At 43.1% G+C, this 15,070-nt stretch carries 12 protein-coding genes and 1 pseudogene; 6 read left to right on the forward strand and 7 right to left on the reverse strand.

The annotated features are described in order from the left end of the window. Positions 1-175: 175 nt before the first annotated feature. The 4 genes and pseudogenes from QUA58_RS24505 to QUA58_RS24520 all read right to left on the reverse strand — a co-directional run bounded on the left by QUA58_RS24505 (position 176) and on the right by QUA58_RS24520 (position 7,871). Complete coding sequence (locus QUA58_RS24505; RefSeq protein ID WP_333396491.1) at positions 176-3,685, reverse strand: tetratricopeptide repeat protein; 3,510 nt, start codon at positions 3,683-3,685, stop codon at positions 176-178. A gap of 29 nt (positions 3,686-3,714) precedes the next feature. After that, positions 3,715-4,617, reverse strand: a complete 903-nt coding sequence (locus tag QUA58_RS24510) for a hypothetical protein (RefSeq protein WP_333388588.1) — start codon at positions 4,615-4,617, stop codon at positions 3,715-3,717. Between the two features lie 552 nt (positions 4,618-5,169). Further along, positions 5,170-6,312, reverse strand: a complete 1,143-nt coding sequence (locus tag QUA58_RS24515) for a GTP-binding protein (protein ID WP_333251699.1) — start codon at positions 6,310-6,312, stop codon at positions 5,170-5,172. A gap of 420 nt (positions 6,313-6,732) precedes the next feature. Next, a pseudogene (locus QUA58_RS24520) lies at positions 6,733-7,871 on the reverse strand (ISAs1 family transposase). An 82-nt stretch (positions 7,872-7,953) separates the two neighbouring features. On the opposite strand from QUA58_RS24520, the gene QUA58_RS24525 reads away from it, so the two are divergent. The 3 genes from QUA58_RS24525 (at position 7,954) to QUA58_RS24535 (ending at position 10,487) form a co-directional block, all read left to right on the forward strand. Then, positions 7,954-8,325 carry a HAMP domain-containing sensor histidine kinase gene (locus QUA58_RS24525; RefSeq protein WP_333396492.1) on the forward strand — a complete coding sequence of 124 codons (372 nt, stop codon included), beginning with the start codon at positions 7,954-7,956 and terminating at the stop codon, positions 8,323-8,325. Between the two features lie 96 nt (positions 8,326-8,421). Further along, entirely contained in the window at positions 8,422-9,951 is a 1,530-nt protein-coding gene (locus QUA58_RS24530; RefSeq protein WP_333396493.1) for a thymidylate synthase, read from the forward strand. Next, positions 9,948-10,487 (forward strand): dCMP deaminase family protein, encoded by a 540-nt coding sequence (locus tag QUA58_RS24535; protein ID WP_333251696.1) that lies wholly within the window; start codon positions 9,948-9,950, stop codon positions 10,485-10,487. The genes QUA58_RS24530 and QUA58_RS24535 overlap by 4 nt, the downstream gene beginning before the upstream one ends. Positions 10,488-11,002: 515 nt before the next feature. On the opposite strand, the gene QUA58_RS24540 is transcribed toward QUA58_RS24535, so the two are convergent. From QUA58_RS24540 to QUA58_RS24550, 3 genes are all read right to left on the reverse strand, one after another. Next, on the reverse strand, positions 11,003-11,488 hold the full coding sequence (locus QUA58_RS24540) for a salt stress protein, Slr1339 family (RefSeq protein ID WP_333251695.1): 486 nt from the start codon (positions 11,486-11,488) through the stop codon (positions 11,003-11,005). Between the two features lie 72 nt (positions 11,489-11,560). Further along, complete coding sequence (locus QUA58_RS24545; RefSeq protein ID WP_333251694.1) at positions 11,561-12,166, reverse strand: VWA domain-containing protein; 606 nt, start codon at positions 12,164-12,166, stop codon at positions 11,561-11,563. 119 nt (positions 12,167-12,285) lie between these two features. Then, complete coding sequence (locus tag QUA58_RS24550) at positions 12,286-12,762, reverse strand: NAD(P)H-quinone oxidoreductase subunit N (RefSeq protein ID WP_333251693.1); 477 nt, start codon at positions 12,760-12,762, stop codon at positions 12,286-12,288. 431 nt (positions 12,763-13,193) lie between these two features. Here QUA58_RS24550 and rplC point away from each other — a divergent pair, with 431 nt between their 5' ends. The 3 genes from rplC to QUA58_RS24565 all read left to right on the forward strand — a co-directional run bounded on the left by rplC (position 13,194) and on the right by QUA58_RS24565 (position 14,953). Beyond that, complete coding sequence (gene rplC / locus QUA58_RS24555) at positions 13,194-13,829, forward strand: 50S ribosomal protein L3 (protein WP_333251692.1); 636 nt, start codon at positions 13,194-13,196, stop codon at positions 13,827-13,829. Positions 13,830-14,019: 190 nt separating this feature from the next. After that, positions 14,020-14,652 (forward strand): 50S ribosomal protein L4, encoded by a 633-nt coding sequence (gene rplD / locus QUA58_RS24560; protein WP_190657994.1) that lies wholly within the window; start codon positions 14,020-14,022, stop codon positions 14,650-14,652. Continuing rightward, on the forward strand, positions 14,645-14,953 hold the full coding sequence (locus tag QUA58_RS24565; RefSeq protein WP_265233172.1) for a 50S ribosomal protein L23: 309 nt from the start codon (positions 14,645-14,647) through the stop codon (positions 14,951-14,953). Before rplD ends, QUA58_RS24565 begins: the two co-directional genes overlap by 8 nt. Positions 14,954-15,070 lie beyond the last annotated feature (117 nt).

Below are 15,070 nucleotides of genomic sequence, written 5' to 3' on the forward strand. Positions count from 1 at the left end.
CTTGAGGTGTGATTTTTTAACATTTTACCTGTTTCTAAACTAAGTATAAATACTTACTTCCTTAATGGGATGCTCCCATTATTATTGTACCTCATAACACCCGGAAGTGCTGTATGTAGATCAAATACTACTTGCTGGGTGCGGAGCTACTGAAGAAACCAGAGCGGTTGGGAACTCAAGTGCGATCGACATCAATTGAAGATCGATCGCGACTCTGACTCTCTCCCACTAAGGAAATAAACTGCTCGTCATTCCGCAAGCAGTCAAAGTCGGGGTTCCATCGAGCTTCCCGACAACAACGGCGCGGAGCGATCTGGATTGCTTGTTGAAGCGCAGCAATAGCTCGCTCGGTGTCACCTTGTCGGGCATAGCAACAGGCTTTTCCGTAGTAACCTTCCTCATTTTCTGGATCTTCGCGAATCACTCCATCAAACAAGTTCATAGCTTGTGAGTATTCGCCTGCACGGGAAAGAACGATTCCTTTATTAACGAGTAATATAGATTGATTTCCTCCTAACTGAATTGCGCGATCGCAACTATCTATCGCGGAGCTATAATCCCCGGTTAGGCTTAAAATTAAACCTTTTTCATTATAAAGTTCATAGTTTTTACAATTTATTTTAATAGCTTCTTCACAACTAATAAATGCGTCGTTATAGCGTTTCAACAATCTCAATGAGATACTGTTAATCGAGTGATAATTAGAATTTTTTGGATCTATTTCAATAGCTTTGTTGATACTAGCTAGGGCTTCTTTATAGCGTCCTAACTTATGCAATATGTTGTTACTGAAAGCGTAATAATTAGGATTTTCTGAATCGATTTCAATAGCTTTGTTGATACTAACCAGAGCTTCTTCATAGCGTGCTAAATTATCTAATATATTACTTTTTACAACATGATAATTAGATTTTTGTGATTCAATTTCAATAGATCTGTTAATACTAATTAATGCTTGATCGGGTAATTTTTTTGAAGCAAAGGCGACAGCAAAATCACATAAGATTTCACCTATCAAATGAGTATTATCAAAAATTTTAAGTGTCTCAATTTCTGCATAAGCTTTCAAAATACTTAAAGCTCCCCTGTCGTCGCCATAACTCCGCAGACTCTGACTTATCAGAGCCACAGACTTTGCTAAACCTGTTAAACGATCAATTTCACGGAAGCAAACATTTAGTCCCGACTCAATTTGGGACTTAACTTGACTCGAAACTTCTTCTCCCTGGATCTTAATGCTAATGCTATAGTTTTTTTCAGGCATACCGATGACGCACCACCCAAATACGATAGTTTTCTTTATGCTATCTAGAAACTTCTTAATATCTCCCGGCAATAGTTTATTTTGTTTGAGTTCTGCTTCTGAGGCAATTGCAAAAAATGCACTTGTTGCAATTAATGGTTTCTTATAATAAGCTCCTTCAAAAAAACAAGTTAACAGTTGATATTTCCCTTTAGTTCTATTGGCAAATAGTCTGTGATAAATGACTTCTATCATCAGCTTCTTCCATTCCGAATTTTCATATTTTTCGAGGGAAGAGCGATCGGGGGATACTTCTTGATCGGCGAGCTGCTCAAAATAATCGGCTATCCAATTGTGGATTCGACAAAATTCTTGTTTGTCTTCTTGATGCTGTGTTTCCCGAATCACGTTTCTGGCAACATCATCAATCCGATATCGGTGGTCGGAAATTGTAAAATCACGCTCTGTTAGCCACTTAAACCAATCGATTTTATTATCGATTCTATTACCAGTTTCGTGATTGTTTAGAATGTCCGATATTTCAAAGTTTTGTAGCAAATTACGAATTAACGGTCGATCGAACCAACGACAGTGAGCTGCCAATTTAACCACTCGTTCTTCAGTTTCATTCAACCCATCTAGAAGTAAGTTCACCATGCCAGATTGTCCGCCAGACAAGGTGATTTTTCCATCATCTTCCTTTTGCTTTTTCACTAAATTTAAGTAGTAAGGATATCCTTGAGTTGCACTCCAAATCTGCCTCACCTGATCTTTATTGGTCACTCCAATATTTTCAAGATATTGTTGAGTTTCTTGTTTGGTAAATTTAGCGAGAGAATATTCTTGGATTAGCGGAACTCCTCTATCTTTAAACTTCCCCTGATAACGTCCATGACTCAGCTTGTAGCGTCCTGCCATCACAATTCGGACTGGAAAACCTTGCAATGGCGTATCTTTGAGTAATTCACTACCCAAAAATTCATTAAAATCTTTCTGTGCTTTTTCATAGGTATCCAGCCATAATACGATCGGCATCTCTTGCGACAACTGAATCAAGGTTTCTGCAAAAGCCTGGGTGAGCTTTGGCTGTGGATCGAGCATGATATCTCGCAAGCTCACCTGTTCCTGTGTTGATCCTTGCGTAGCTGGATGTTGCCTCAAAAGTTTCTCGAAGCGCTCTCTTGTTGAAAGCGGATGAAACGTGGATTCATCCTCGGTGACGATCGAACTTCGCGGCACTCCCATATATTCCCGAACCAAACTACTCTGCTCAGCGCTCACTATTTGAGTTTCTTCCGCAGCCTCAGTTTCCAGTCGTCGCAGCGTTTCTTGGTACTGTTGATACCGAACTGTGAAGAAATCTGCCTCTGGCTGATGAATTAACAATTGCTGGTGTAAGTGTTTCATCAGTTCGATGGGTTTACTCAATCGGCTGTTGTTAAAATCAGCCTCCAGAAATTTCACATTTCCGTCGTGCAAACTTTTTAACTCATCTAGTAAGGTAGATTTGCCAATTCCCCCAATTCCATGTGCATAAAACATCAACGGTGCGGAGTTGGGTTGCTCAATCGCCTTAGCAAAATCATCCAGAAACCGTTTGGTCGAATTGCGAGAAACGAACAAACCTTTGCGGCGAGGTTTTGAGGCTTTTTCCCGACCTAAATTTGCGGAACTGGACTGTGCTAAAGCAGTTGAGCTCGGCGATCGCGCTTTCGGGTTTTTGATGAAAGTTTGGGGATTTGCGCTATCGATATTGCTCAACGTCGCTTTTTGAGCGGAATTCTTGGACTGGAAATATTCGTTAATCTTATCCCTCAGTTTAGAAAGCTCTAAAAATTCGTCATCATCCTCCCAATCATAATTATTCAGCACGCTTACTAAAGCATCGACAAAATCCCCATCACCCGCTTCTGTCTCTGAATTTGTCGAACAGAAAACGTAAAATCCCGATGGCTTGCGGGTACTCGATCCAGAAGTCAAGCTCTGAATAATCCCACTCGCACCTGAGCCTGCATAACAAACGTCCAGAATCAGTAAGACATTTTCAGGATAGTTATTCTTTCCCTCAAATAGGCATTTAACGAGTTGTTGAGTTTCAATCGCTTTGGCACTTAAGTGCTCGGGTCGAGAATTGAATGTGTAGAGATAGTGGGAACCTCGATTGCCATCGTCGGCTGCGTGTCCGGCATAATACAGGATAACGATATCGTCCTGACTTCTTTCCGAACTGCAAAACCATTTGGACAGCGCATTTTTGATGTCTTCAGCCTCTGCGTCGATCGAAATCTGATCGGATAAAACTCTGGTGTACCCCTGCTGTGGTCGTGTAAACAAATCCACGACTCGATCGACATCACTCTCGACTCTCGCTAAGTCTGCTAGTCTCATTTTAGGACACGATGAAGAGCCGATCGCAATCAAAAACCGTTTAGATTTATCCATTGTCAGCCGAAATTATTTTGAACAGCACGTTAAACTATCAAGCCTGTGGCAACAGCAGCACCCGTTTCCTTTGCTGTTAAATACCTTTCCACCGAATGAGACTGCCATCCATTATAAACAAGCCGATCGACAATTTTGCGATCGTCTCCATCTCCAAAGTATGGGGCTAAGGATTTCTGAAGTGCCACAATATCACCGCTATCAGCAATGTTAAACCATTGCTTGATATTCGGCCACGCACCTTTACGATTCTCCGGGGGAGGTGTCAGTTTATCGAAAATCAAATTAGGGATTCCCAAAGGAGAACCCAGCGTTACCAGCGTCTGTACATTCCATTCTGGATGAGCGCACAAAGCTTCATAGGCAACGACGGAACCCAAGGAATGGGCGATCACTACTTTTGTCTCTGTTGGCGAAACTTTGGCTTCTACCCGTTCCAACACTGCTTTTTTTGTATCCGAATCGTGGAGAAATAAACCAACTTGCTTCAAGGCAAAAATTAATGTTTTTTCCGGGCCCAAATTTCGGAAGAAGCGTGACTTAGACAACTGCCTTAATGCACGCTGCACAATCTCGGGAGTTCGTCCCCGACCTTGAAACTCCGGTTCTTGAATGCTGGGATCTTCGCCTAATGGGTCGCCTGCGCTACGATTCGCGATCGATAACTCTGCCGCTGCACGCCACCACTCAACGAGTAAGGCTTGCTCCCATTCCGTTTCAACATCTCGCGCTGTCAACTTGGGGACTCCTGCAGAACGCATTCCCGATGGGCGAAATAAGTCGCCATAAAAAACCATCCCAAATTCCGATCGTGTCAAGCGGGGCTGTTCGATCAATTCTAGGCTTCCTTGTAGTGCAGGCAACCAAGCATTTTCAAGCTGTGGACTGCCTAAAAAGTCTTGGGCGATTCCATGAATACCAACTACTTTCATTTAAATTCTTCCCCATTACATTCCGTGATTTTAAGAGTTTTGACCTAATCTCACATCCTGTTTTGTACTTGTGGCGCTCAAATCCTAACACATGAAATCGCCTCTGGGAAACGATTTCAGGATTTATGAATTCATCCAATCGCTTGTTATTATTGCGTAACTACTCAGGCTTAAAAAAAATTGTATATATAAGCGGTTGAAACCGCCGAATCATAAAAATGGTAGTTAACTTGGATTTGGTATTACACATCAATATTAGACCTCTTGCCTCAGTCTTTTCAATCAATTTTTTAGACGGGCGGGACGCCCATCCCACAATTTTTTTTTTGTGGGATGGGCGTCTCGCCCGTCCTAGGTATTTTTGCAAGATGTCTACTAAAGAAACCGAGTTTTTCACCAGTATTAAATGCAAATATACAGGGATTGTGCAAAAATCTGGTTTCGGCACAATCCCTGTATCTCAAAGAAACCGGGTTTTTCCCAGTATTAAATGGCTGAATGCAATATTTAGCCAAAAACCAGGTTTCTGTACAATTTCCGAATATTCAAGCTTTAGTTTTTCCCAAAACCTTTGCCGCGATTGGGTGCAGGCATACAGAGACAGTTTTCGATTTGCGATCGCAAAGTCTCGGTATCCAAACCCTGACCAATGAGAACAAGCTGGTTTTTGCGATCGCCTTTCCACTCGTCATCATCCATCGAAAATCGCTTCCCGCTCAAGTGAAAAATATGCCGTTTGGGACTTTCTTCAAACCACATAATCCCTTTCGCACGAAACACATTTGTTGGCAGTTGTTTGTCTAAGAAATATTGAAATTTTCTCAGAGAAAATGGCTTGTCGCTTTGGAAAGAAATTGAGGTAAATCCGTCATTTTCTAAATGGTCGGAGTGGTCGTGACCGTGATGGTTGTGATGGTCGGAGTGGTCGTGACCGTGATGGTTGTGATGGTCGTGATGTTCGTGGTCGTGATGTTCGTGGTGGTCGTGATGTTCGTGGTCGTGATGTTCGTGACTGCTAGGAGTTTCCTCAGATTGGAAATATTTGTCCGACTCAAACAATCCTATACTGAGGATGAGCGGTAGGGGAACTTGCGATTTTACTGTTCGCAAAATTCGAGCTCCTTCTTTGACATCGCGAATCTTAACTTCCAACAAATCTAAATCTGCTTCTTCAACCAAATCTGTTTTGTTGAGGATAATTATATCACCGTAAGCTATTTGACTGTAAGCTGCTTGAGAGTTGAACAAATCTAAGCTGTAGTTCGCTGCGTCTACTACTGTCACTATCGAATCGAGACGAGTCAGGTCGCGCAGTTCTGTGCCTAAAAAAGTCATTGCTACTGGCAGCGGGTCGGCGAGTCCGGTTGTTTCGACGACTAGATAATCGAGATTTTCTTGACGTTCCAGAACTTTGTAAACTGCATTAACCAAATCTTCGTTAATTGTGCAGCAGATGCAGCCGTTGTTCAGCTCAACCATGTTGTCGTCGGTGGTGACAATCAGTTCGTTGTCGATGCCGATTTCGCCAAATTCATTGACTAAAACTGCTGTTTTCAAACCTTGCTGGTTGGTCAGGATGTGGTTGAGCAGGGTTGTTTTGCCACTGCCGAGAAATCCTGTAATGATGGTAACGGGCAATCCGTGTTTGGGAGCGTCCATCGCCAGTTCTGTCTCGGACTGAGTTGTAGATTGCATAGCTTGACTGTCAAATAAGGTCTGAAGCTTAAACTTGTTGTTCTTATTGTATCTTATATGAATTCCGAACAGCGCGTTACAAGCGCTAATTATCGGAAGTTGCCAACAATTCGATCGCACCCTGTTTAATTTTGCGAGCGAATTGTTGGTAAAAGTACCTCTAGGAGTTGGTCTGCAACGTGTTTCCAGGTAAACCCAGGGGGAACGCATCTTATTGAACACTGTTCATCGGTGGTGAGTATATTTTAAGATAAATTCACCATTGTTAGAAGCTATAGACACACTTTGTAATGACTTTTAAGAGAAAAGAGGAACTGATTAATGATGATTTTTACTTGCTGCCATTTTTGAGACAATAAAAAGCTTACAACCACTGTTTGAAAGTTGTATAATAGTTAGTAATGAGTTGTTTACAAGAATTTAGTTAACTGAAAAAGCGAGAATTTTAGTCAAATAGTCATCATCCCACCCGGCTCGAAGTCGCTGATTTTTGGCTCCAGTTTTTGAAGTTTTTTCTTGATTCAAAAAATTGAGGGAGATGTGTCTAAGAATGGCAAAATTTGGCGGAGCATTGTCTTTTCTGATCCGACATCTTCACGAAAACCTACATCTAATACCCAATGCAAAGAATTTTTGACCCCCCAATGACTGCGGACGGATTCACCAAATTTTTGAGCATTGTTTGGTAAACTACTAATGTAATAGCGAGTTTCAATGGTTGTTTTTTCCTTCACTATTCGCACGGATTCTATCATCCCTATACTCTGAAGAGTCTCCCATTTATTCTCGGGGTAAACTAACTCTTTTATATTACTTAACATTAAGTGATGTCGGATTTCTAAGCGACCATGATTACTCTCTTTCTTGGTCGAATAAGCTGTATGTGTAAAGCCATAATATTTGTTTCTCATTGCTTGTTTAAACAACTCTTCTACTCTTGCATACAGAGATGGCTGGTTATTTTTTAACGTGATCACGTAGTCTCCTCCCTGTTCGACAATTGACTTCACAATTGACCTCTGACAGCCCATCGCATCAATCGTGACAATGCTTTCGTTCAATTCTAACACTTTTAGTAAAGCCGGAATTGTTGTGATTTAAGTGGATTTTTTATCGACTTTAACTTGTCCTAAAACTAATCTTTGACTGGTGGCCCAAGCACTGACCATATGAATCGCTTTTTTGGCTCCTCCCCGATCGTAATAATGGCGAAGACTTTTCCCATCAATTGCGATTATCTCTCCTGGATTAAAGCAACTAATAGATTGAATCCAATTCAAAAAACATTTCTGAAATTGCTCCGGTTTGAGACGAGAAAATACTCGCGCAATTGTGTCATGTGATAGTATGCCATTCGGTAATTCTAAAATCTTCTTTAACCATTCGTATTTAGAGCGGCCGTAACTCTCGATATCCACCCATGTGTCAGCACCACAAATCACGGCACAAATTGAGATAGTAATAATATCAATTAATTGATGGCGTTTCGTCCGCTCAACCCTCGGATCTTCTCAGTCGGCAAAATGGTCGGCAATGGTGATTTTAGGCTTGAGTTTCATAAAAAATAACTCTGCTTAAATGTTTTGTAGGCACTCAATAATTATTCTCCAATATACCATATTATACTAATCTAAATTTTAGATGCGTTCGCCCTGCCTTGAGGAATCAAATCAAGGACGCAGTTTTGCTCAGATCAAAGCTAACCCCAACCAGATTACTGTCAAGACGCAATTGTCGGAATCTCAGGCAGTGATCCGAATTCAGGATAATGGGATTGGCATTACGGATGCGGTGAAGCCAAAAATCTTTGAGCATCTGTTTACCACCAAAGGCGTGGGGCAAGGAACAGGCCTAGGATTGGCGATCGCCCGTCAAATCGTAGTCCAGAAACACTCTGGAACTCTAGAAGTCAACTCAACTTTAGGTCAAGGTACAGAATTTGTGATTTCAATTCCGGTGAAGGATATCGCTGTAAAAGACATTCAGGCCACGATCTGCGTTGACGCAGCATAACAAATCGTTGCAGCCGCAGCAGAAACATGATTAATCGCCTCTTCAAACCCTCCAAACTATTGATATAGTAGTAAGCTGTTTAAAAAACGATCAACCATGACAGCCACAAATCTCGTCAATAAATTTGAGTACAAACCCCTATACAAACCCAATCAGTTAATTTGCGGCACGGGGCAAACAGCCATTGTCAGCGGCTGGACAGTAAAAAGTGCGATAGGCAAAAAATTACAACCCAACGAATTTGCTGTCATCGGACAACTGTACTCTCCTACTCGCGGTATAAATTTCTTAATTAGAAACTTGCTGTGCAATCCCCACGTCCGCTTTTTAGTAATTCTCAACGCTACTAAAGAAGACCGCAATTCCGGTGCAGCAGCGTGCTTGCTCGACTTTTTTCGCAACGGCTTTGAAGCAGGCAAAAGCGATACTGGTAGAGATTGCTGGCTAATTAAATCTTCAATATTTGGCTACATTGATATTGAAATAGCAGCAGAAGCCTTAGAACTATTGCGTCATTCCATCGAATGGAAAGAAGCTACAAACATAGCAGAAACAGTGACTATTGTCAAGTCTTTTGCCCAAAAAGAATCTGTTGAACCTTGGGGAAAAACCGTAACTTTTCCGTTAGTCGAAATCGTCCCGACTGTACTCCCCGGCCAGAAATACGGACACAGAATTGAAGGCAAAACTATTGCCGAAACTTGGGTAAAAATCATCCACCGAATTAAGACCACCGGCACCTTACGGCCGACTGGTTACGACGGACAGTGGCAAGAATTAATCGACTTAATGGCAGTGATTACAGATGAACCTGCGGAGTTCTATTTTCCCGAACCGAATTACTTACCAATAGACCGTGATTTCCTCGAACAGTACAAACCGCAAATGCTGGAAGATGCCCCCTATAACGAAGGCATTAAATATACCTACGCACAGCGGATGAGGTCGTGGTTTGGACGAGATCAAATTGAAGAAGTGATTGCCAAACTAATTAAGGAAATTGACGCGGCAAGTGCTGTAATTAGTTTGTGGGATGCTGGGGGAAATATCAACAGAAGACCTGACGGTTCCTCCGACCACCAACACAGCGGCAGTCCTTGTTTAAATCACATTTGGGTGCGAGTTGTAGACGGTGAAATATCGCTAACTGCAACTCTCCGCAGTAACGATATGTTTGCAGCTTGGCCGGCAAATGCAATGGGTTTGCGGGCTTTGCAGCAGCATATTCGCGATGAAATTGCGAGGAGTTCCGATTATAATCTGACGATGGGCCCGTTGGTAACGCTGAGTCAATCGGCTCACTTGTATGACGATACCTTTGAAAATGCCGATCGACTAATTCAAACCCAATATGCTAAAATCTGCCAAGATCGAGACTTTTTCGATGCAGCGGGCAATTTTTTAGTTGAAGTAGCCGACAATCAAATCGTTGTCACGCAAACCACTCCGGGCAGCGGCGAAGTTGTCACCTGTTATTCTGGAAAAAACCCTCTCAAGTTAGTGCGAGAAATTTGTGCGGCTTCCCCGGCCATCCAAGCCGAGCATATTGGTTATTTGGGAATAGAATTACAAAAGGCGGCCGAGTGTCTGAAAACCAGCAACCAATACATTCAGGATAGAAGATGAATTTAGAAGAAGAAAGACCGACTTGGGACGAATACTTCTTAATGTTAGCAAAATTGGCCGCTACTCGATCGACTTGTCTGGCTTTTCCTGTAGGCGCGGTGATAACTAAAAACAGGCAAGTTTTAGCAACGGGTTACAACGGTTCGCCGTCAGGTTCGGCACACTGTACTACTCAAGGCTTCTGCTATCCTGGTTTGAGTAGTTGCGACGCCAGCAAAACTTTGCCATCAAGGGCGGTTCACGCGGAAGCAAATGCGATCGCCAAAGCTGCTAAACACGGTATATCTACTGCTGGGGCTAGTATTTACGTCACTTTAGAACCCTGCATCTATTGTTTGAAATTAGTCATTGCCGCTGGAATTAGAGAGGTGTTTTACGAAACGACTTTTAACAGTGGAGAAAAAGCTGCTTTGAGAGATACTTTTATCAGTGAAGGTATTGTTGAGTTAAAACAAATTCAGCTATCTGAAGATACAGCAAAAAAGGCGGCTTTGTTTTTATTGCATCCTACATCTCTGTCTAAAAAATTAGTATAGGAGCAATCCTCCCCGTGGTTGTGGCAGCCACAGGAAATAACTGTGCTGTGTTCCTATAAATGATATTTATTGGCTGGCAATTTGTAGGGATACGGCACTGCCGTATCCTCAATCACGCGTGATACAAATGATATTTATTTTACGCTTTGTAAAGACACAGCACTGGCGTGTTTTTACAAAAAATAGAGATGGCAATTAACTAACCAAAAAACGGTCTTCAGTTGACAGTTGACAGTTGACAGTTGACAGTTGACCTGGGATAGCGACCTCTACCTGGAAGGAAGAGGATTGGATTCATTCAGTTGACAGTTGACAGTTGACAGATGAGTGCGACCTCTACCTAGAAGGAAGAGGATTGGAGTAATGAATAGTTTTCTTTTAATTTCTCCCGATCAGGGAGAGGCTTTAAACCAATTCTTTCTGGTAATGAATAGTCTTCTTTTAATTTCTCCCGCTTATGGGAGAGGCTTTAAACCAATTTTTTTGGTAAGAATTGTGAATGCCCTGTAGTTCAATCAATCAAACTCATTCACCGCTTGCAAATAGTCGATCGCGGCATCTATCCTCGAAGAATACCTAAAAGCAAACTGATCAAACCAATACCCCTCATCGGAATTCTTATCCAACTTTTTCAGCCAAACCTGAGCTTGCCTAACTTTCTGTCTGTGCGTTTGTACCTCCAACTGCGGCCCCGCGACTTTTTCGGCTGGCTGCGGTTCCTGTAAAGCCACTTCCTGAGCTTTATTTTGTGCTTCGTACTCAGCCTTAAGCGGTTCCTGTAAAGCCACTTCCTGAGCTTTATTTTGTGCTTCGTACTCAGCCTTAATTTGAGCTAAATCCTTGTCCAAAGGACTGGCAGACAAATTTATATCTGATGTTTTAAATGTTGGATTTGACGGCGTTTGTGCTTGCACCGACGCCTGACTTTTCAACTCAGCATTTTTTTGAGATGCTTGATACTCTGCCTTAAGTTCACCTAACAGGCGATCGATCGATTCCATAACTTAAACCCCCTAAAAAATCCTGCTGGGCTAACAGGCCCCCATATAATCACGGAAACTTCGCCCGCCTCTTCAATCAGTTATTGCATTCAGCAATACCTCTGTCAGAGTCATTCCTTCAATATCATCCATCGTGACAGTATCAACGATATCGAATTTAGCCCCGGCGCTTTGCAGTTCGTCATCCAATATTTTGAGAAACTTAGTAGCTTCCGGCGCATTCCCTACTTGAATGAAAGAAATCGCCAACTCTTCATCTCGATCGAGCTTCCGAGAAGCCTCTATAATCGTTTTCATCACTTCTTTGCGATCGTCCGGTTCCCCATCCGTCACCACTAATATTGTTTCCCCATTTTGCTTGGTCTTACCGGATGCTTTGCGCTGAAAATAACTGTTCAGAGCGTCTTCTAGAACAGCCGCTAAATTCGTAGTCCCGGAAGGTTCGTTTTCTTGGAATATTTGCACGACTTTAGCGGCTGTTACGTTGTCATAGCGCTTGAAGCGACCGGAAAACACATAAGCTGTTATGCCATCAGGATCAAGTTCTTCGCATTTATTCGCCAGCGCGATCGTCGATTCTTGCATGAGCGCCCACCGACTTTTACCGCCCATCTGGTCTTTTGTGTACATACTGCCGCTTTTGTCAATTATGATGGTATAATCGCGATTCTGAAGCATAAGATTTTTCCTGTTAATTAAGTTTTTCCCAAAAAGATCAAAACCAGCGAGCAGAAGCTGTTGAGCTTTAGTTGCTCGCTGCGTTTTTTTAGTTAATTTGCGATCGCAAATACCGGAATTTAAGCTGCAACTAAAGCATCTTTAAGTGGCTTCCAGCTAAAAGCTCGATCGCCCCCCATCTCCACTGCTATTTTAACTCGCGGTTCTAACGTCGGCAAAACAGTCAAATACTCAATCTCCTGACTCGACAAAATCTGCCCTTCAATAATCCACAGCACCAGTCCTTTTGATGCGGGTGGCAAATTGTCTAATTGAGTTTTCAACATCGGCGGCACGTAGTACGTATAACCCACAGCCCCTTCGTTACCAGTAGTTTTCTTGCCCAAATGCGGCGGTCGTACCCCGTGAACCCCCGTTAAATACATCGCCAAATCGCCCAAACCCCGTGCCGTAATTGTATATGCACCGTAGCCTGCAGCCCTCAGCCGCCGCAGGTAGCGCCCCTCAAATCCTCCCTCTAAAGGAACATACAGGGCAAGCGACCCCGACTTTTCCAAATCCCGAATCATATCCGAACCCGTCGTAATTAGTCCCATAAATTTGTATTGCGTGCTGCGTTAAGTTTGGTCGATCGCTGCTTGCGAGCTGGAAATATTATAAATCCTAAAGTTGAGGCGAAAAATTCTCATGGCGGCCTTGACAAACGACAAACACTTCATGTACTATTTTGAATTGTCGCCGTACAAGGATACTGAGTAGCTTGCCGCTCAAGTCCTGGCGCAAAAAAGCAAGACCGAGACAAGACTCGGAGATCGATCGGGTAAAAATCCGCGAATCTCAACCCTTGCAAGACTTCCACAAGCTCGCTCCCAAATTTAAAACTCAAATTTTAAACACCGAGGAAAGCTGTTGGTTGATAACAGTTAATTGCAGGAACACTGAAATAAATGTTTCTGCACAAGAGCAAGCGGATTGACGTAAACTTCGCAATCCGAAACCTCTTGCGTAAATAAAAGGAAAAAAATCCGTGTCTGTAGGCATTCTTGGCACTAAACTAGGCATGACTCAAGTGTTTGACGCCGAAGGGAGAGCAATCCCCGTCACCGTCATACAAGCAGGGCCTTGTACAGTAACTCAAATCAAAACAAAACAAACTGACGGCTACGGCGCCGTTCAACTTGGATACAACGAAGTAAAACCAAAGGCTCTCAACAAGCCAGAACTAGGACACCTTGCCAAGTCGGGGGCGAATCCACTGCGCCACTTGCAGGAATACCGCTTGGAAGACACCAGTTCATTTGAATTAGGTCAACAACTAAAAGCAGATACTTTTACACCGGGACAAATAGTAGATGTCATCGGTACAAGCATCGGTAAAGGTTTTGCAGGTTTTCAAAAGCGCCACAACTTTAAACGAGGCCCGATGTCTCACGGTTCAAAGAACCACCGCGAGCCTGGATCGATCGGGCCTGGAACTACTCCCGGTCGCGTTTATCCCGGTAAAAAAATGGCGGGACGTATGGGCAACGTTCAAGTCACCGTCCGCAAACTAACAATTGTCCGGGTGGATACAGAGCAAAATTTGCTGCTAATTAAGGGAGCAGTTCCCGGCAAAGCTGGCGCCTTAGTCAATGTTGTGCCTGAGAAAAAAGTAGGACGTTAGTCAGTAGTCAGTAGTCAGTAGTCAGCAGTCAGTAGATAGTGGTTGGCCGTTAGTAGCAAGCAATAACTAAGAACTAAAAGCTGAAAACTAAGAGCTGAAAACTAAGACCTGAGAACAGACAACAGACGACAGACAACAGACAACAGACAACTAACAACAGACAACTAACAACAGACAAAGGACAAAAGATATGGTTAACTGTGTAGTGCGAAATTGGCAAGGCGAAGAAGTTGGGGAAACAACTTTAGAACTGCGCGTAGCCAAAGAAGAAAATGCGTCTCACATCGTTCACAGAGCATTGACGCGACAACTGAATAACGCCCGTCAAGGAAATGCTTGCACCAAAACTCGATCGGAAGTCAGAGGCGGTGGCCGCAAACCCTGGCGTCAAAAAGGCACTGGCCGAGCCAGAGCAGGTTCGATTCGTTCTCCGCTGTGGCGGGGCGGCGGTGTCATCTTCGGGCCAAAACCGAGAGACTTTGAAGTCAAAATGAACAAAAAGGAACGCCGTCTCGCTTTGCGGACAGCATTCCAAAGTCGCACCGAAGACATCATTGTGGTTGAAGAATTTGCAGAGCAATTTCCGAGACCGAAAAGCAAAGAATTGCTGAGTGCGATCGCCCGCTGGGGCATCGAACCCGATACAAAAGTTCTGTTAATCTTGCCAGAACCGCAACCAAACGTCTACTTATCAGGACGCAACATCGAATTAGTAAACGTCATCTTGGCAACTTCCCTGAATGTTTACGACGTTCTGGCGGCTGACAAAATTATCGTCACATCTACAGCCATAGCTAAAATTCAGGAGATTTACGGTGAGTAAAATCGACCCCCGCGACTACGCAGATTTGATCCAGCGTCCGATTCTCACCGAGAAAGCTACCCGAATGATGGAATTAAATCAATTCACATTCGACGTAGCCCCCAAAGCGACCAAGCCTCAAATCAAAGCTGCAATCGAAGAACTCTTTAAGGTTAAAGTCACCGCAGTTAACACCCAAAACCCGCCGCGCAAAAAGCGTCGAGTTGGTAAATTCGTCGGTTTTAAACCTTGTTACAAGCGAGCAACCGTTACTCTCCTAGACGGAGACTCCATCCGCAAACTCCTATTCCCAGAAGTTTAGCCAATCTTGGATTTTAGATTTTAGATTTTAGATTTTAGATTCCGGTTAGCTGGTGTAAATTCCCAATCCAGGAAACTGCCAACTTAACTGATAATCCCAAATCTAAAATCCAAAACT

Origin of the sequence: Microcoleus sp. N9_A1 (assembly GCF_036701795.1) — a bacterium.
Lineage (GTDB): Bacteria > Cyanobacteriota > Cyanobacteriia > Cyanobacteriales > Microcoleaceae > Microcoleus.

Bases quoted from the DNA above. Each gene is read 5' to 3' on its own strand.
- QUA58_RS24550 (WP_333251693.1), bottom strand. From the start codon at position 12,762: ATGGGACTAATTACGACGGGTTCGGATATGATTCGGGATTTGGAAAAG.
- QUA58_RS24515 (WP_333251699.1), bottom strand. From the start codon at position 6,312: ATGCAATCTACAACTCAGTCCGAGACAGAACTGGCGATGGACGCTCCC.
- QUA58_RS24525 (WP_333396492.1), top strand. From the start codon at position 7,954: ATGCGTTCGCCCTGCCTTGAGGAATCAAATCAAGGACGCAGTTTTGCT.
- QUA58_RS24505 (WP_333396491.1), bottom strand. From the start codon at position 3,685: ATGGATAAATCTAAACGGTTTTTGATTGCGATCGGCTCTTCATCGTGT.
- QUA58_RS24540 (WP_333251695.1), bottom strand. From the start codon at position 11,488: ATGGAATCGATCGATCGCCTGTTAGGTGAACTTAAGGCAGAGTATCAA.
- QUA58_RS24535 (WP_333251696.1), top strand. From the start codon at position 9,948: ATGAATTTAGAAGAAGAAAGACCGACTTGGGACGAATACTTCTTAATG.
- rplD (WP_190657994.1), top strand. From the start codon at position 14,020: ATGGTTAACTGTGTAGTGCGAAATTGGCAAGGCGAAGAAGTTGGGGAA.
- QUA58_RS24545 (WP_333251694.1), bottom strand. From the start codon at position 12,166: ATGCTTCAGAATCGCGATTATACCATCATAATTGACAAAAGCGGCAGT.
- QUA58_RS24510 (WP_333388588.1), bottom strand. From the start codon at position 4,617: ATGAAAGTAGTTGGTATTCATGGAATCGCCCAAGACTTTTTAGGCAGT.
- QUA58_RS24530 (WP_333396493.1), top strand. From the start codon at position 8,422: ATGACAGCCACAAATCTCGTCAATAAATTTGAGTACAAACCCCTATAC.